We start from the raw sequence: 16,007 nt of genomic DNA on the forward strand, positions 1-16,007 counted from the left end.
TAAGAGGAATGACGGACCCTCATGACAAGCTGTCCACCCGGGAAGGAGCCTGAACGATGAACGACACCCTCGCGTTCGGTACGGCCGACACCGTGCTCGGCCGCCTGCTCGTGGGCGAGACGGAGACGGGGATCGTCTCGCTGCACTTCCGTGACACTCCCGCCGCCCGCGCCCGCACGGCCAAGGCGACCGGCCTGCCCGTCGTGGACGCCCCCGACCGGCTGGCCCCCGCGCTGTCCGCGCTGCGGGACTACTTCTCCGGCGACCTCAAGAGCTTCGATCTGCCGATCGACTGGCGGCTCACGTCCGACGTCCAGCGGCAGGTGCTCACCACGCTGCACGAATCCGTCCCCTACGGCCGGACCGTCACCTACGGCGAGTTGGGCGACCGTAGCGGCACCGGGGTCCACGCCCAGGTCATCGGCCAGGTGATGGGCAGCAACCCGATCCCGCTGGTGGTGCCCTGCCACCGGGTGGTCGCCTCCAACGGCCTCGGCGGCTACAGCGGCGGTTCCGGCGTCGAGGTCAAACGCTGGCTGCTCACTCTCGAAGGCTCCATCCCGGCCACCCTCGACTGGGACATCACCAACGCCCCCTGACCCGCGAAGGCCGGCCGGCCCGGCGCCGCGGCGGCCCGGCACGACGGACGCGCCGTGCCGGGCGGGCTACAGCGCCATGTGGCGCGATTCACACGGGCGGGAGGTTCTTCTCGATGGCGGCGACCACCTCGGTGGACTCCGGCTCGGTCCGGGGGGAGAACCGCGCCGTGACGGCGCCGTCCGGGCCGATCAGGAACTTCTCGAAGTTCCACCGAATGTCGCCGGTGTGGCCTTCGGCGTCGGGCGTGCCGACCAGATCCCGGTAGAGGGGATGCCGATCGTCGCCGTTGACCTCGACCTTCTCCGTCAGCGGGAAGGTGACCCCATAGGTCGCCGAGCAGAACTCCGCGATCTCCTCCGAGGTACCCGGCTCCTGGCCCATGAACTGGTTGCAGGGAACACCGAGAACGGTGAAGCCGCGCTCGGCGAACCGCTCCTGCAGCCGCTCAAGACCGGAGTACTGCGGGGTCAGGCCGCACTTGGAGGCCACGTTGACCACCAGTACGGCCTTGCCCCGGTACTGACCGAGGTCCGCGGATCCTCCCCGCAGACCATCAATTTCTACGTCGAAGACAGACATGCGGCCGATCTTAGGAGATCGGACCGACATGCCCGTGGTGCGGCCGCGGCCGGCGTCTCCGCCAAACGCCGGCGCGGCCTCACCTCCCCAACGCGTTCACGAACGAGGCGAGCTGGTCGCCCGCCGTGCCGAGCTGGCTGAACGCGTTGTTCACCACGCCTGCCGCGTCCTGCGGCGAGCTCAGCAGGTAGAAGATGACGAAGGCGATCGCCACATAGCGGAGGTTCTTCTTCATCCGTAACGCCGTCCCTGTAGTAGCGCAGCGACACAATGACCCGATCTGATTGTGCCCAGCCACGTCTGACCGCAAAGCGAGATTTTACTGTGACAGCGGCGCCGGCGCGCGGTGCCCGGACGTGAAAAAGCCCCGCGCCCACGGCGGGCACGGGGCTGGAGGAGCCGCGTCAGCTCGGGATCGCGCTCATGAACTGGGACAACGACTCTGCCGCGTTCCCGAGGCCGCCCAGGGCGTTATTGACCAGACTCGCCGCCCCTTCGGGCCTGCTGATGACGTACCACACCACGAAGGCGAGGCTGGCCACCTTCAGATGTTTCTTGTTCACTTCAACCACCCTCTGCGGTCAATTGCCTACAGAGAGTAGTGCCCCGTGGGGGGCGAACGGAGAGCAACCGGCGGTAAAGACGGCGCCATCTCCGGTTGATCTTCTGGCACCCCTGGTCAGAAGGCCGGGGCCGGGCGAGAAATCAGGCGCGGAAGACCGCCGAAATCAGGACGCGCCGTGCGTGGCGAGGTAGTCGATGTAGAACGGACGGAGGGCGTCGGCGAGCTCACCCTCCCCCGCGTGCGTGAACTCCTCCAACAGCGACACTCCATGCAGGAGGTCGAACTCCGCTCGGTCCACCTCCCCCGTGGCCGCCGCGGCGGCGGGGATGGCGCGCAAGAGCTCCCACAGAAAGCCGACGTCGCGCCGCTCCCTGGCCAGCTTCATCGCGCGGTCGTACAGCTCCTTGGACGGCAGGTCGTCCAACTCCGCCCGGTCTGGTGTCACATCGGCCATGCCCCGACTCTAACCAACGGGGCAGATATCACTTCGTGACGACGCTGTCGGGGATTGACTTGTCGGACTTGAGCGCGTCGAAGAGCGTGGCCGCCTTCGCCCTGTCCCAGGTGATGTAGGCGCCGACACCGGCCGCGTTGCCGGTGCCCCCGATGGGGACCGTGGTCGTCACGCCGTTCCCGCCGCTGACGCCCTTCATCGCCCACATCATCCGGACGAGGTCGTAGAGGTGGTCGTTGTCGTCGACCAGGAAGTTGCTGGTGGCGTTCATCGCGAGCGGGACGCCACGGAACGGGTTGAGCAGCACACCCGGGCTCGTCGACTTCTTCATCAGCGCCCCGAAGAACTGCCGCTGGTGCTCGACGCGCTCCAGGTCGGCGCGGGCGAACGCACGGGTCCGCACATACCCGAGCGCCTCGCCGCCGTTCAACGTCTGGCAGCCGGGGCTGAGTTTGAGCCCGGCCTTCGGGTCGTTGATCTTGTCCTTGACGCAGATGTCCACGCCGCCGACCGCGTCCACGACGCCCACGAAGCCGTTGAAGCCGATCTCGGCGTAGTGGTCGATATGGATGCCGGTGCTCCGCTCCACCGTCTGGACGAGCAGCTTGGGCCCACCGAAGGCGAAGGCGGCGTTCAGCTTGTTCGACCCACGGCCCGGGATCGGAACGTAGGAGTCACGTGGGAGGCTGATGAGCGAGCTGCCTCCCGAGCCGTAGTGCAGGAGCATCATCGAGTCGGTGCGGCGGCCGGACGCGAAACCGGTGCGCAGCTTCCTCTGCTCGGCCTTGGACAGTCCTTCGCGGCTGTCGGAGCCCACGATCAGCCAGTTGGTCCCGGGGGTGTCGGCGACCCGTCCGGGATAGTCGACGAGGACGGACTCCCGCTTGAGCCGGGAGTCGAGGTAGAAGTACCCGCCGACGAGCACCAACGCCAGGACGGTGAACAGGACGCCGAGGACGTAGGGCCAACGCCGCCGGCGCCGCCCGGCCCGCGAGCCGTCCTGCCAGATCCGGCCTCCGGCGAGTTGGTCGCCGGCGTACCGGTCCGCGTACGGGTCCCGCTCGTGCGGGTGCTCCGCGGAAACGGACTCGTGCCTGCTGCGCGCCACGCGCTCGCCCTCCTTGCGTGTCCAGCCGTCCGGCCAGCCGTCGCTCATGTCGTAGACCCTAGACAACCGGGACGTCGGGCGCGTCCTTCCGGCGCATGATTGTCCACAGCTCCAAATCACCACGCTATGTGACATAAGTAGCGGACAGCCTCCTCCTCGCGGAGCACACTGCCTGCGGGGAGTGGTACGTGTGAGCGAGGGACGACGGATGGGCCCGCGGCGAGAAAGACGCGACAAGGACAGGGGCGAACGGCGAGGAAGCAGAGGCTTAGGGAGAAAGAGGGGCAGGCGGGACACGCGTACGGCGGCGTCCGCTCTCCCTGAACTGTCCACCCACAACTGGCACGCGCGGACCGGTGAACTGGCCGAGACCGGGATGAGCACCATGGCCCGGCGCCTACCGTCGGTCATCGCACAGGCGGCAGGACTGGCCTGGCGGGCCAGCCGTACCGACACGATCGTGACCATCTCCCTCAATCTCCTCGCCGGCATCTTCACCGCTTTCGGACTGCTGGCGACCACCGGCGTGCTCACGGCGCTGTTCAGCGGCGGCCCCACGCCGGGACGGGTCCGCGAAGCGCTGCCCTCGCTTGCGCTGGTCGCGGGCGCGGCGGCGCTGCGGGCCGGACTCCAGGCGGGCGCGGGCTGGGCCCAGGCGCGGCTGGAGCCGCAGGTGGAACGGCTCGTGGAACTGCGGCTGTACGAGGCGACCACCGCGGTGCACCTGCCCGCGCTCGACGACTCCGACTTCCTGGACGAGCTGAAGCGCGCGCGGAGCCGGGGCATGCTGGCGGCGCCGAGGGTCGTCCGGCACGCGGTGGACGTGCTTACCGGCGCCGTCGGGATGACGGCGGCCGCCGGGACGCTCGGGGTCCTGCACCCGCTGCTGCTGCCGCTGCTCCTGCTGACGGCGCTGCCCGAGGGCTGGGCCTCGGTCCGCAGCGCCCGCATGGGCTACCTGACCGAGCTGGCGCTGGTCGAGGTCGTCCGCCGCAAGTGGATCCTCGCGGACCTGATGGTCGAGCGCCGGCACGCGGCCGAGATCCGCTCGTTCACGATGCGACCGTTCCTGCTGGAGGAGTACGACCGGTTCGCCGCGTACCAGCGCGCCGTGGAGCTGGACCTGGCGCGCCGCCAGACCCTCGCCCGGGTCACCGGCGACATGTTGCAAGGCGTCGCGACGGCGGCGGTGTATGTCGCCCTGGGGCTCATGCTGTGGCAGGGAGCGGTGCCGCTGGCGGTGGCGGGCACGGCCGTCCTGGCGATCAAGGCGGGCCAGACGTCCCTGGCCAACCTGGTGTTCGCGGTCAACCAGTGCTACGAGGAGGGCCTGTACTTCGGCGACTACCTGGCCTTCTGCGACGCCGCCGAGGCCAGGATCCCGCGCCGCGCCCTGCCGGGCGAGGCCGACGCGTCCGAGTGCGAGGACCGCCGGCGGCTCCCGGACGACTTCGCCCGCATCCAGGTGAAGGACGTCACGTTCACCTATCCGGGCGCCGACTCCCCGTCCTTGCACGGCGTCTCGCTGGAGCTGCGCAAGGGCGAGGTCGTCGCGCTGGTCGGCGAGAACGGCTCCGGCAAGACGACCCTCTCGCGGGTCATGGCGGGGCTGTACGACCCCGACGAGGGCGAGGTGCGGTGGGACGGGGTCCCGCTGACCGGGGTCCCCCCGCAGGACGTGTGGCAGCGCGTCGCCGTCATCGCGCAGGAGTACACGCACTGGCCCATGACCGCGCGGCAGAACATCACCATGGGCCGCGGGCCCGGAACGGGCGTCGGCGGCGGGGCGCACACCGCCACCGGTGCGGGTTCCGGGGATGAGGACCCGGCCGTCCTCGCCGCCGCCCGCGCCTCGGGAGCCGACGAGGTGGTCGCCGACTTGGCACGCGGCTACGACACGCTGCTGGACCGCCGCTTCCAGGGCGGCGCCGAGCTGTCGGGCGGGCAGTGGCAGCGGCTCGCGGTCGCCCGCGGCTTCTACCGGGACGCCCCACTGCTGATCTGCGACGAACCGACCGCCGCCCTGGACGCGCGGGCCGAGCACCTGCTGTTCGAGCGGATCCGTACCCACGCCGACGGGCGGACGGTCCTGCTCATCACGCACCGGCTGGCCAGCGTCCGCTACGCCGACCGGATCCACGTGCTCAAGCACGGACGGGTGATCGAGGAAGGCGACCACGACACCCTGATGGCGCACGGCGGCCTCTACGCCGAGCTGTACTCCCTCCAGGCAGCCGCGTACGGCGCCGCCGACCCCCCGGCCGCCTAGGCGCACCACCCGGAACCGCCGCCCGATCGGGCAATAACACCCGCAATGCAATCGAACAAGCGTGCAGACAATTGAGTCAAAGCTTGGTCAAGGCCATTGCTAAACAGCGGGTTGATAACGAATATATCTACTGTTACCCATCCGCCGAGATCGCCTGATAATGGATCACGACATTGTCGGGCGGCGATCATCCTGAGAGGGGGAAACAGTATGAGTGCGGACCGTAAGTCCCTGCGCGACCTGGTCCGGGACGAACTTCGCCAGACCAAGAAGGACGCCCCGGCGTTCGCGAACGTGGCGATGGGCAGCGCGACCTACACCAAGATGCTCGGCAAGCGCACCTGAGGCGTGATGTCGCTGCGGGAGGGGGCGTCCTCCCGCAGCGACCGCGCACGGGGGAGGTCCTTGGCTGTGGCGCATTACACCATCCTGACGCCCTATCTCGACGAGTGCGGCGCTGTATATGTCTCGGGCGCCGGCGACAAGGGGGCGGTGATCCGGCTGAATGATCGGGCCAGCGCGCTGTGGCGCCGGCTCGCCGCCACCGGGACCTGTGATCCCGGCACCATGCCCGAGGACGACCGGGCGTTCATCGAAACATTGCTGGCCCGGCGTGTGATCATTTCTACTGGGGACGGGGATGACGTTTGATGCGGATCGCACTCCTCAATCCTTCGGTCGGGTTCTCCGATCGCCGCAAGTCCATCCCCATCGGCCTTGCCTATATCATGGCCTTCTTGGAGTCCGCAGGGCACCCGTCCACCGGCTTCGATTTCGGGGATTCGACGACAAGCGCGGGCGAGCTGGTCGAGCAGTACCAGTTGTGGAACTACGATCTGCTCGGCATGTCGGTTTACAACGAGTCGTTCCATGTGGCCCTGGATATGGCCCGTGAGATCAAGCGACGCAACCCCTCCTGTTTCATCGTCATGGGGGGTCCGCAGGCCACCGCGACCCATGAGGCGATCATCCGCGGCCATCGCGAGATCGACGGGGTCGTGCGCAAGGAAGGCGAGCACCCCACGTTGGAACTGGTCCGGCGTCTCGACGCCCGGGACGGGCTCGACGCGGTGCCGAACCTCACCTGGCGCGACCGCGACGCCGTCCGGGTGAATCCCGAGATGCCCGCCCCTGACGACCTGGACGCACTGCCTTTCCCCGCCGCGGAGTTCGTCACGGACCGCGAATACGGGAAGTTGCACTTCTACGATGCGCTCCGAGACGAACTCCGTCCCGCCCTGACGATCAATACATCCCGCAGCTGCCCGTACAACTGCAGCTTCTGCGGCGTCCTCACGATCGGCCGGCGATACCGTTCCCGCAGCCCGGAGAACGTCGTCGAGGAACTCGCGTTCTTTCGAGACCGGGACGGCATCGACTACCGCCACGTCTACTTCAGCGACGCCAACTTCTTCGTGCAGGCCCAACGCGCGCTGGGCATAGTCCGCGCACTGCACGCGGCGGACGACCGCATCACGTTCAGTTTCGGAACCAGGGTCAATCAGATCCTGAAAGCCCAGGACGTGATCCGGGAAATGCTCACCGTGGGACTGAGATTCATCGAGGTCGGCGTGGAGAGCGCATCACCGACCGTGTTGGAACGCCTCGCCAAGGGGGTAGGGCCCGAGGTCAACGACGCGGCCGTGAGCTTCCTAACGCGCGTCGGCGTGGAGATAGCCCTGGACTTCATCATGGTCGATCCGGCGAGCACCGTCGAGGATCTCCAGATGAACATGGATTTCATCGAGCGCCACTTCCTCGACCATTATCCCCACGAGCATTTCTATACCAGTCTCGCGTTGTACGAGGGCACGCCCATACGGGAGTTCTACGAGGAGCGCTGGGGAAAGCCGTTCGTCAGCGGCACTCTTCCCGACACCGCGGACCTGTTCGAGCGAGCGGAACTACAGGTTTGGTGGAGGCTCGTCCAGGACTTCGGTGAGCGGTACCAGGGCAGGATCGACAATCTGCTCGCGAAAACAGAGACGCTGCTGAAGCATCCGCTCGCCGTGGAATGCCTGGGTGAACGCGCCGGGCCCTGGGAGGAACTGTCCCGCCTCCAGCTCGACAGCGTCACGCTGCGCCACGCTCCGGTGATGTTCTTCCGCCGGCTGGTCGACCGGCTCGCCGCCGGCACCAAACCGGACACGCTGGAAGAGGTCGGCCTGCGGGGTTTCGGACGCCGCGGAACAGACCTCGATGACGTGCTCACGTCAGCCGCGGCGGGCGTGGACCTGCTGAGCGATCAACTCGGCCTGGCACGGAACGAACTCGACCGCGCGCTGCAGATCTCCGGAGCCGCGTACCAGTGACCGGCCGCGGACCGGCGGCCGTCTCCACGGCTCGCGGCATGATCGGGGGTGCGCATGCGGAGTGCTCACCCCCGTAGAGACCTGGCGCTGGTCGCCACGGCCTCCGGCTTCTCCACGCTCGGCACCACCGCGGCGTTCCTCGCCATGGTCCTCCATCTGAGAGAGGCGGGCGCCGGCTGGGTGACGGCACTGCTGCTGGCGGAGCTGTCCCCCTTCATCCTGATGGGACCGGTCGCCGGGGCGATCGTGGATCGGTTTGAGGCGCGGGGCGTCCTCATCTGGGTGAGCATCGGCCAGGCGGTGGTGAGCCTCGCGCTCAGTCTGGTGGACGGCCCGGCGGCCATCACCGCGCTGGTCGCGCTGCTCGGCGCCCAGGCGGCGATCGAACGGCCGGCGGCCGCGGCGTTGGTCCCCCACCTCACCGGTGAGGAGAACGCCACCCGCGGCTATGCGCGACTGGGCACCGGACGCGCGCTGGGCGCGATCGTCGGGCCGGCCGTCGGCGGGTTCGCCAGCGTGTCCGGCAACACCGGCACGGCACTGCTCCTCAACGCGGTCAGCTTCCTGATCCTGGCGCTCGCCATGACGAGCATCAGCGCCCGCCGCCGCCCGGTGAGCGAGCCCGGCCACGACAAGGGCGAGCACGGGTCCGCCAGGACCGGATTCGGGCTGATCCTTCGTCACCCCGTCCTGCGCCTCGCGATCCCGCTCACCGCCCTGGCCGCGGGGATCGCCCTGGCCGACAACGTCGCCGCCCCCTACCGCTTCACCGACGATCTCGGGGCGGGGGCGATCGGATTCGGCGTGTACGAGGCCCTGTACTCGGTCTGCGAGCTGATCGGCATCCAGGCGTTCACCTTCGAGGCCAGCAAGAGGCACGAGGAACGGCTGCTCGGGATCGGGAACCTCCTGCTGGGCCTGGGCGTGCTGGGAATCGGCCTGGCGGGGAACTATCTGCTGGCGCTGGCCGCCGCGGTCATCGGCGGCATCGGCAACGGCATGAGCAACGCCGGGGAGGGCGCGGTGATCAGGCTCTGCACTCCCGAGGCCCTCCGGGGCCGGGCCTTCGCCGCGAGCGGCGCGCTCATCCAGACCGCCTCCATCGGTGGGGCCATCGCCGGCGCTCCCGCCGTGGCCACCATGGGACCGGCCACCACCATGGTGATCTCGGGGACTCTCGCGTCCACCGTGGCGGTCGTCGGCGTCGCGGTGGCAGTCCGCCGCACACCGCGTGTCGCCCATCGGGCAGAACGCTTCATTCGCGATGACGCACCTAAGGAATCTCGACATGCATGACCTGCGAGCCGCCAAGGAGCACGTGTCCGTCACCGAACTCCTCGTCGCGACCGCGAGCGAACGCCCGGGGCAGCCCGTCGCCGCCCGTGTCGTCGTGTCGGACGACTACGACGTCACGTCCGAACGTGTGGACGCCTGGCTGGACCGCGGCCAGATCACCAGCGCGTCGGTGGCCTTCTCACGGGACAACGCGGCGGCTCCGCTGTCCCTGATCTCGTCCGACTTCGAGGTGCAGGGACGGACATGGCCGTTCCTACTGTCATCGGACAAGGTCCGGCGGCTCGTCAACGACGGCTACACCATGGTCATCAGTGGGCCCGAGATCTGGGACGAGGCCCTGCGCAGGTCCGCACTGGACGTCGTCGGGGCGATGGTCGCCTCGCTCAACACGATGATCTTCCTCACCCCGCCCGGAAGCAGCGGGTTCCACCAGCACCGAGACCCCGACGACCATGTCGTGGTGGTCCAGACCGAGGGCTCCAAGACATGGCGGCTCTACGACGCGGCCCCCGACGGGTGGACCGAAGATGATCCGACCCGTCCGGAACCGGAGTCGCTGTCCGCGGAGGTGAACCTCGACGTCGGTGACACACTCGTCATCCCGCGAGGCTGGGGACACGCGGCCTGCACCGGTCCCGCTGCGCTGTCCACCCATCTGTCGTTCGGCATCAACTACGTGTCCCCCGCGCACATGCTCCGGACCGCGCTCATCGGCAGGTTGCGACAGATGCGGGAGTCCGCGACGTTGGAGGAGACCGAGACCGCCTACCGCGCACTCGTCGACGAGTTCGAGCGATGTGACGTCGGCGACCTGGTCCGGGAGTACGTCAGCGCCCCGTACCGCACCGGTGAGCTGCGGCTCGGCGACATCGCCGTGCGCCGCTCCCGTCAGATGTAGGGGCCGAAGCCGCTCGCGTTCTCGCGGGGCGGGGCCTCCGGAAGGTCTACGGGACGCAGCAACCGCACCTCGCTCGCCTCGATCTCGCCGGCGCCCTCGTCGTGGGCGGCGGTGATCCGCTGCGCCTGCCGGGACATCGCCGCCTCCAGCAGGTTGCGGACCAGCCGGGCGTTGCCGAAGGACGAACCCCGCGGCTGTGCGGAGACGAGACCGTGCAGCGCCTCCAGCAACCCCGCCGCGATCGCGAACCCGCTCTCCGAGGCCATGAACTCAAAGATCGTGACCAGCTCGTCGTCGGAGTAGTCGGGGAAGCGCAGCACCTTCGGGAAGCGGGAGTCGAGCCCCGGGTTGAACTTCAGGAAACGCTCCATCTCGGCGTCGTAGCCGGCGACGATGACCACCAGATCGTTGCGGTGCTCCTCCATGAGCCGCAGCAGCTCGGCGACCGCCTCGTGACCGAAGTCGCGCTGGTCGCCGCCCGCCGCCGACAGCGCGTACGCCTCGTCCACGAACAGCACACCGCCGAGGGCGCGGTCGACCGCGGCCCGCACCCGCGGCGCGGTCTGGCCGATGAACTCGCCGACGAGATCGGCGCGGGTGACCTCCACCAGATGACCCGACGACAACAGCCCGAGCTGGGCGTACACGGCGGCGATCAGCCGGGCGATCGTCGTCTTGGCCGTGCCCGGGTTGCCCATGAACACCATGTGCCGCGTCGGGGACGCCAGCGGCACGCCCGCGTCGCGCCGGATCTGCTCGGCGCGCGCCTCGGCGACCAGCGAGGCCACCTCCGCCTTGATCGCGTCGAGGCCGATGAGCCGGGCGACGTCGGCGAGCGGGTCGCCGGGCACCCCGTCCCGGCCCCGGACGAGGGTGTCGGGGACGTCCTCCAGCAGCAGCTCGTCCAGCGACTCGGTCTCGTCGACGACGCCGTCGGCGAGGACGCGGCGGCCCTGCATCGCGACCGCCCGGTCCAGCAGGTTGATCATGATGCGGGCGTTGCCGAAGCCGCGGTCGCGGGGTGCCGCCTGCGCGAGGCCCCGCACCTTCTCCAGCACGCCGGGGGCCAGCGCGAACCCGGCGTCGGCCGCCTTGCCCGCGAACACCTCCACCAGCTCGTCCTCGGACAGGTCGGGGAACCGGACGGTCCGGGGGAAGAACACGGCGAGATCCGGCGTGGACTTCAGCAGCCCGTTCAGCTCCGCCTCGGGACCGGCCAGCACCACGACCAGGTCGTCGATGTGCGCCTGGACGGCGGTGACCAGCACGTCCAGCACCTCCCGCCCGCGCGTCGCCTCCGCCGCGGCGGCCGTCGCGAAGGCGTGCGCGTCGCGGACGACCAGCACCCCGCCGATCGCCTGCTCCACCGCCCGGCGGACGCGCAGCACGCTCTCGCTCGCGTACTCGCCGAGCAGGTCCGCGCGGTCCACCTCGATCATGTGCCCCGACGACAGGACGCCGAGCCCCGCGTAGATGCGGCCGAGGATCCGCGCGACGAGGCTCTTGCCGGTTCCGGGATTCCCGGCGAAGACCAGATGCCGGGGCCGCGTCGCGACCGCCATGCCCGCCTCACGCCGCAGGCTCGCCGCCTTCGCCTCGGCGACCAGCGCGTCCACCTCCCGCTTCACCGGCTCGATGCCGGCGCAGGCGGCCAGCTCGGCGAGCGGGTCGCCCTCGGCGCGGCGGCCCGGGATGAGCCGCTGCGGCAGGTCCGCCGCGGTGACCTCCAGCTCACCGGGCGGCTCCGCCGCGTCCGCGCCCACCTCACCCGCCTCGGCGCGACGGGCGGCGGCCAGCCGGGACCGCGCGGCCGCGGTGCACTGCGCCGCCATGTGCTCGACCAACCGGGCGCCGCGCAGGTTCAGCAGCGGCGGCGTACGAGTCAGCAGCACCCCGGCGGTACCGGCGACGTCGGCGGCGACGCCCGCCCCACGCCGCGCGACGGCCCGGGTGAACAGCTCGGCGAACCCGTCCTCGGCGAAATCGCGCGTGCGGGCCACCTCGAACGCACGGACCAGCGCCGGATTGGCGTCGAACAGCCGCCGATCTCCGCCGGGACGGCACAGCGCGACAACGTCCAGGGAGGGCGAACGCGCCATCAACCGGCGCAACTCCTCCACCGTCGCCGCACCGCACCGCTCATAGGTGACCAGCCGCTCCAGATCGTCCACCACCAGCAGCATCCGCGCGTCCATGCACTCGCGGACGCGGGCCTGCAGCCACAGCACCGCATCGCTCACACCGAGCGACGCGAACACCTGGTCGGAGATCCACAGCGCCTCGCGGACCACCCCGCACTCGGCGAGCCGCCGCTCCAGCACCTCGGCCGCGGTCCCCTTCCCCGTCCCCTCCGGCCCCGCGATCAGCATCCGGACGGGCCGCTCCCCCGCCAGCCGCGCCGCCAGCGCGTCCTGCACCGCACGGGTCAGCTCCGGCTGCCCGACGAGTGCCTTCTCGACACCGTCGTCGCCACCGGACCAGCCGCCCGCGACGGCGCGGTCCAGCTCATCCGTACCGGCATCCCGCAGATGCTCGGGGAACAGCGCCGAGCCCAGCGGGTTGAAGACCCGGCGCGCCACGAACAACCGGCGCAGATCGGCCTGGAACTGCCGCACCGGCACCCGGCAGCGCGGGCTGATCGGCGCGTCCGGCAACCCCTGCACGGCGCCGGTGACCCGGACGGCCATGTCCAGCCAGGCCCGGGACGCGTCCGCCTCACCCGCGACCAGCCCCCGCGCCAGCCAGGCCCGCACCTCGTGCTGCCACGCCTCCGACGAGAAACCCTCGCGCGTGGCGCGGAACCGCTCCTCCACGTTCTCGTAGCGGGTCGTGCCCAGCACCACCGCCAACTCCGCCGGAACCACCTGCGCCTCGGCCGCCAGCAGCAGACGGGCCAGCGCGACGTCCGCGTCGTCCCCGTCCGCGACGGCACCTGCGAGCCGCTCCTGCGCCGCGTCCAGACCGGCGCACGCCCACCCCAGGTAGGCCACCGGACCGGCCAGCTCGGGCAGCACCGCGAGCTCTTCCTCGGTGAGGCCCGCAACCCACACATCCTCCAGCGCCTTCTGCGGGACGGTCATGTCCTCCTCCCGCAGCGCCGGGTCGGCCGCCCGCCGATCGAACAGATCCATCAGCGTCCGGCGCCGACGCTCCAACGGCTCCAACCCGTCGAAAACGTCCAACCCCGCCCGCGCCAGCTCGAACATGATGGCGCGCCGCTCCCGGTCATTGCCCGCGGGCTCCGGCAGCCACAACCCCGGCGGCCGCCACCGCCCACCCTGCGTGAACCATGCCGCCGGATCCCGGACCGCCGACTCCGGCGTCGCCAGAAAATCCGACAACAGCTCGTAGTCCACGTCGCCGCGCAACCCCCCGCGCACCGCCGAGGCCCCCAACAGGAACGTCAGCAGCGACCACTGCTCCGCCCCCGCCGCGCTCGTGTCCTGCCCATAGAAGTCACTGAGCTGCCTGGTCAGCACCACCGCCCGCGGATCCGCGTTATAGGCGACCGCGCGCTCGCGCATCTCCTCATACAAGCCGTCCGGCACCCGCCACGGCCCGAACGCGTACACGTCCAGGACAGGCTCGTCCGTGAGCAGCACTTCGAGATGGTCCGGCAGCCGGGGGGAACTCACCTGGGGTCCTTCTCCTAAGCAGCGTGTCAGCAGGGGAACCCACCCTACTTATTGCGGTGCCCTCGGCGTCGGGCGCAGAGCGCCCTCCTTCAACGGGCACCGCGGCGATCGCTGCATCGCTTTCGACTCGCCCTGGAGGGCTCGCTTCGCGATCAGTTCCTCGCAAGCTCGGACCTGGCTTCGCACGCGATCGCAACGTTTCGGTTGTCGCCACCAAATGTCAGAACCTCGCATGTCGCATCCGCTCGGCGGGGGCACTACAAGCTACAGAGGACTCGCCTCTGGGCGTTTGGGTGAGCGGCCGTCGCCGGTGGAGCGGCCGGTGGCTCGGCGGCCTATCCAGGGAAGCAGGTAGGTGCGGGCCCAGCGGACGTCTTCGCGGCGCATGGTGAGCCAGTCGGTGGGGTCGATGGGGGGCCAGGGCTCACGCCAGTCGTCCTTGATCGGTACGCCCAGGACCTCGGCGACGCGCAGGGCCATGCGCCGGTGGCCCTCGGGTGAGAGGTGGAGGCGGTCTTCGTACCAGGCGCGGGGGTCGTTGAAGACGCGCAGCGGCCACAGGTCGACGATCGTGCAGTCGCGGCGGTCGGCGATGGCGCGCAGGTGCATGTTGTAGGTGGCGGCGCGGCCGCGGATGCGGCCGCCGGTGCGCAGGCCGCGGGTGTCGAAGCCGGTGAAGACGACCACCCGGGAGCCGGCCGCGCGCAGCCGGCGGACGGCGTCGTCGAAGACCACGGCGAGGGCGTCGGGGTCGGCGCCGGGGCGGAGCATGTCGTTGCCGCCGGCGCAGAAGGTCACCAGGTCGGGGGCGAGGTCCACGGCCCGCGGCACCTGGTCGTCCACGATCTGCCGGACAAGCTTGCCGCGGACCGCGAGGTTGGCGTAGCGCAGGCCGGGGCTGTGCTCGGCGAGATGCTCGGCGAGCCGGTCGGCCCAGCCGCGGAAGCGGTCCCTCTCGCCGGGATAGGGGTCGTTGAGGCCCTCGGTGAAGCTGTCGCCGATGGCTACGTACGTCCGGATCTGCTCCACTTCGCTCATCGCATCCCCTAGTACCGCTTCGTTCTCGATCACGTAGGTTAATGATGCACCGTGCACATAACCTACGCGACCGTAGCCCGCTTCAGTCTGGGAGACGCGACACCGGCCTCTGCCTACGAGGCTATGTCCAGCTGGGGGACGCGCTGCCGAGCGGGCCGCCGGGAGCGGCGGGGGGTGCGGAGGCGCCGGGCGCGGCGGTGGCGTGCACCGACATCGCGTGCTGGACGAGTGTGATCAGCACCTGCTTGGTCGATTCGCGGCTCCGCGCGTCGCACTGGACGATCGGCACGTGCGCGCTGATCGACAGGGCCTCGCGGATGTCCTCGACGGCGTACTGGAACTCGCCGTGGAACCCGTTCACGCCCACGACGAACGGCAGGCCGAGCTCCTCGAAGTAGTCGACCGCCGCGAAGCAGTCCTCCAGCCGGCGGGTGTCGACCAGGACCACCGCGCCGATCGCGCCGCGGACGAGGTCGTCCCACATGAACCAGAAGCGGTGCTGTCCGGGCGTGCCGAACAGGTAGAGGATCAGCTCGCTGTCGAGCGACACACGGCCGAAGTCCATCGCGACCGTGGTGGTCGTCTTGTCCGGGACGGCCGACAGGTCGTCCACGTCGGCGCTGGCCGCGGTCATCACCGCCTCGGTGGTGAGCGGCATGATCTCCGAGACGGACCCGACGAAGGTGGTCTTGCCGACGCCGAAACCGCCGCCGACGACGATCTTGACTGAGGTCAGCTCGGCCTCTGCGCCGGGCGGCCCCGAAGGTGGAACCTGGTCAGAGCTTCCGAAGGCCACTGAGCACCCTTTCTAGCAAGCGGAGGTCCGGCTGGCCGCCGGCTGTGGTGGGACGCGACTGGTGCAGGCGCAGCAGCCCTTCGACGGCCATGTCGGCGACGAGCACCCGGGCCACGCCGAGCGGGAGGCGCAGCAGCGCCGAGACCTCCGCCACCGACCGGGCCGACCGGCACAGGTCCATGATCGCCCGGTACTCCGGGGTCAGCATGGCCACGTCCCGCGGCGGATAGGGGGCCGCGGTGACCAGGGCCTCGATGGCCAGGTCGTACCGCGGCTTCGTGCGTCCCCCGGTGACGGCGTACGGGCGCACCAGCGAGCTGGCGTCCTCCTCCTCACGCGCGGGTGGACGTCCCTGCCCCGGCATCCGCGGTTGGTCTCCCGGCCAGCGCCCGGGGCCGCCCGGCCCGCCTCCGTAGGAACTCCCTCGATCCATGTCGCCCGACCTCCGTCAGCATCA

Annotated in this window: 16 protein-coding genes; 7 read left to right on the plus strand and 9 right to left on the minus strand. The window is 70.1% G+C overall.

From position 1 onward, the window contains the following. The first annotated feature begins 56 nt into the window (after positions 1-56). Positions 57-599, plus strand: a complete 543-nt coding sequence (locus AMA02S_RS14390) for a methylated-DNA--[protein]-cysteine S-methyltransferase (RefSeq protein ID WP_067457798.1) — start codon at positions 57-59, stop codon at positions 597-599. An 88-nt stretch (positions 600-687) separates the two neighbouring features. Here AMA02S_RS14390 and AMA02S_RS14395 read toward each other — a convergent pair whose 3' ends face one another. The 5 genes from AMA02S_RS14395 to AMA02S_RS14405 all read right to left on the minus strand — a co-directional run bounded on the left by AMA02S_RS14395 (position 688) and on the right by AMA02S_RS14405 (position 3,354). Next, on the minus strand, positions 688-1,179 hold the full coding sequence (locus tag AMA02S_RS14395) for a glutathione peroxidase (protein WP_067457800.1): 492 nt from the start codon (positions 1,177-1,179) through the stop codon (positions 688-690). 79 nt (positions 1,180-1,258) lie between these two features. Further along, positions 1,259-1,414 (minus strand): hypothetical protein, encoded by a 156-nt coding sequence (locus AMA02S_RS42855; protein ID WP_169806824.1) that lies wholly within the window; start codon positions 1,412-1,414, stop codon positions 1,259-1,261. Between the two features lie 169 nt (positions 1,415-1,583). Further along, a complete protein-coding gene (locus tag AMA02S_RS42860; RefSeq protein ID WP_169806825.1) occupies positions 1,584-1,742 on the minus strand; it encodes a hypothetical protein in 159 nt (52 codons plus the stop codon). Positions 1,743-1,907: 165 nt separating this feature from the next. Continuing rightward, positions 1,908-2,198, minus strand: coding sequence for a hypothetical protein (locus AMA02S_RS14400; RefSeq protein ID WP_067457802.1), 291 nt, complete (start codon positions 2,196-2,198; stop codon positions 1,908-1,910). A 28-nt stretch (positions 2,199-2,226) separates the two neighbouring features. After that, positions 2,227-3,354 carry an LCP family protein gene (locus tag AMA02S_RS14405; protein WP_084265147.1) on the minus strand — a complete coding sequence of 376 codons (1,128 nt, stop codon included), beginning with the start codon at positions 3,352-3,354 and terminating at the stop codon, positions 2,227-2,229. Positions 3,355-3,682: 328 nt separating this feature from the next. Between AMA02S_RS14405 and AMA02S_RS14410 the strand changes: the two genes are divergently transcribed. The 6 genes from AMA02S_RS14410 (at position 3,683) to AMA02S_RS14430 (ending at position 10,081) form a co-directional block, all read left to right on the plus strand. Further along, positions 3,683-5,575 (plus strand): ABC transporter ATP-binding protein, encoded by a 1,893-nt coding sequence (locus AMA02S_RS14410; protein ID WP_245667534.1) that lies wholly within the window; start codon positions 3,683-3,685, stop codon positions 5,573-5,575. Between the two features lie 210 nt (positions 5,576-5,785). Continuing rightward, complete coding sequence (locus AMA02S_RS44690; protein WP_281181881.1) at positions 5,786-5,920, plus strand: hypothetical protein; 135 nt, start codon at positions 5,786-5,788, stop codon at positions 5,918-5,920. A 66-nt stretch (positions 5,921-5,986) separates the two neighbouring features. Continuing rightward, a complete protein-coding gene (locus AMA02S_RS14415; RefSeq protein ID WP_157430575.1) occupies positions 5,987-6,226 on the plus strand; it encodes a hypothetical protein in 240 nt (79 codons plus the stop codon). Then, positions 6,226-7,887 carry a B12-binding domain-containing radical SAM protein gene (locus AMA02S_RS14420; RefSeq protein ID WP_067457805.1) on the plus strand — a complete coding sequence of 554 codons (1,662 nt, stop codon included), beginning with the start codon at positions 6,226-6,228 and terminating at the stop codon, positions 7,885-7,887. Before AMA02S_RS14415 ends, AMA02S_RS14420 begins: the two co-directional genes overlap by 1 nt. A gap of 54 nt (positions 7,888-7,941) precedes the next feature. Then, on the plus strand, positions 7,942-9,183 hold the full coding sequence (locus AMA02S_RS14425) for an MFS transporter (protein WP_067457807.1): 1,242 nt from the start codon (positions 7,942-7,944) through the stop codon (positions 9,181-9,183). Continuing rightward, a complete protein-coding gene (locus AMA02S_RS14430; protein WP_067457811.1) occupies positions 9,176-10,081 on the plus strand; it encodes a JmjC domain-containing protein in 906 nt (301 codons plus the stop codon). The genes AMA02S_RS14425 and AMA02S_RS14430 overlap by 8 nt, the downstream gene beginning before the upstream one ends. Here AMA02S_RS14430 and AMA02S_RS44695 read toward each other — a convergent pair. The 4 genes from AMA02S_RS44695 to AMA02S_RS14450 all read right to left on the minus strand — a co-directional run bounded on the left by AMA02S_RS44695 (position 10,072) and on the right by AMA02S_RS14450 (position 15,983). Then, complete coding sequence (locus AMA02S_RS44695; RefSeq protein WP_067457815.1) at positions 10,072-13,716, minus strand: AAA family ATPase; 3,645 nt, start codon at positions 13,714-13,716, stop codon at positions 10,072-10,074. The genes AMA02S_RS14430 and AMA02S_RS44695 overlap by 10 nt on opposite strands. Before the next feature lie 264 nt (positions 13,717-13,980). Beyond that, on the minus strand, positions 13,981-14,754 hold the full coding sequence (locus tag AMA02S_RS14440; protein WP_067457818.1) for an SGNH/GDSL hydrolase family protein: 774 nt from the start codon (positions 14,752-14,754) through the stop codon (positions 13,981-13,983). Positions 14,755-14,875: 121 nt separating this feature from the next. Further along, positions 14,876-15,490 (minus strand): GTP-binding protein, encoded by a 615-nt coding sequence (locus AMA02S_RS14445; protein ID WP_067458930.1) that lies wholly within the window; start codon positions 15,488-15,490, stop codon positions 14,876-14,878. Between the two features lie 40 nt (positions 15,491-15,530). Then, a complete protein-coding gene (locus AMA02S_RS14450; RefSeq protein WP_157430576.1) occupies positions 15,531-15,983 on the minus strand; it encodes a DUF742 domain-containing protein in 453 nt (150 codons plus the stop codon). Positions 15,984-16,007 lie beyond the last annotated feature (24 nt).

This window comes from Actinomadura macra NBRC 14102 (assembly GCF_001552215.1).
GTDB classification, from domain to species: Bacteria; Actinomycetota; Actinomycetes; order Streptosporangiales; family Streptosporangiaceae; genus Spirillospora; species Spirillospora macra.

What these genes read in the sequence shown, in the direction of transcription:
- AMA02S_RS14390 (WP_067457798.1), top strand. Translation starts at nt 57, where the DNA reads ATGAACGACACCCTCGCGTTCGGTACGGCCGACACCGTGCTCGGCCGC.
- AMA02S_RS14395 (WP_067457800.1), bottom strand. Translation starts at nt 1,179, where the DNA reads ATGTCTGTCTTCGACGTAGAAATTGATGGTCTGCGGGGAGGATCCGCG.
- AMA02S_RS42855 (WP_169806824.1), bottom strand. Translation starts at nt 1,414, where the DNA reads ATGAAGAAGAACCTCCGCTATGTGGCGATCGCCTTCGTCATCTTCTAC.
- AMA02S_RS14400 (WP_067457802.1), bottom strand. Translation starts at nt 2,198, where the DNA reads ATGGCCGATGTGACACCAGACCGGGCGGAGTTGGACGACCTGCCGTCC.
- AMA02S_RS14405 (WP_084265147.1), bottom strand. Translation starts at nt 3,354, where the DNA reads ATGAGCGACGGCTGGCCGGACGGCTGGACACGCAAGGAGGGCGAGCGC.
- AMA02S_RS14410 (WP_245667534.1), top strand. Translation starts at nt 3,683, where the DNA reads ATGAGCACCATGGCCCGGCGCCTACCGTCGGTCATCGCACAGGCGGCA.
- AMA02S_RS44690 (WP_281181881.1), top strand. Translation starts at nt 5,786, where the DNA reads ATGAGTGCGGACCGTAAGTCCCTGCGCGACCTGGTCCGGGACGAACTT.
- AMA02S_RS14420 (WP_067457805.1), top strand. Translation starts at nt 6,226, where the DNA reads ATGCGGATCGCACTCCTCAATCCTTCGGTCGGGTTCTCCGATCGCCGC.
- AMA02S_RS14425 (WP_067457807.1), top strand. Translation starts at nt 7,942, where the DNA reads ATGCGGAGTGCTCACCCCCGTAGAGACCTGGCGCTGGTCGCCACGGCC.
- AMA02S_RS14430 (WP_067457811.1), top strand. Translation starts at nt 9,176, where the DNA reads ATGCATGACCTGCGAGCCGCCAAGGAGCACGTGTCCGTCACCGAACTC.
- AMA02S_RS14440 (WP_067457818.1), bottom strand. Translation starts at nt 14,754, where the DNA reads ATGAGCGAAGTGGAGCAGATCCGGACGTACGTAGCCATCGGCGACAGC.
- AMA02S_RS14450 (WP_157430576.1), bottom strand. Translation starts at nt 15,983, where the DNA reads ATGGATCGAGGGAGTTCCTACGGAGGCGGGCCGGGCGGCCCCGGGCGC.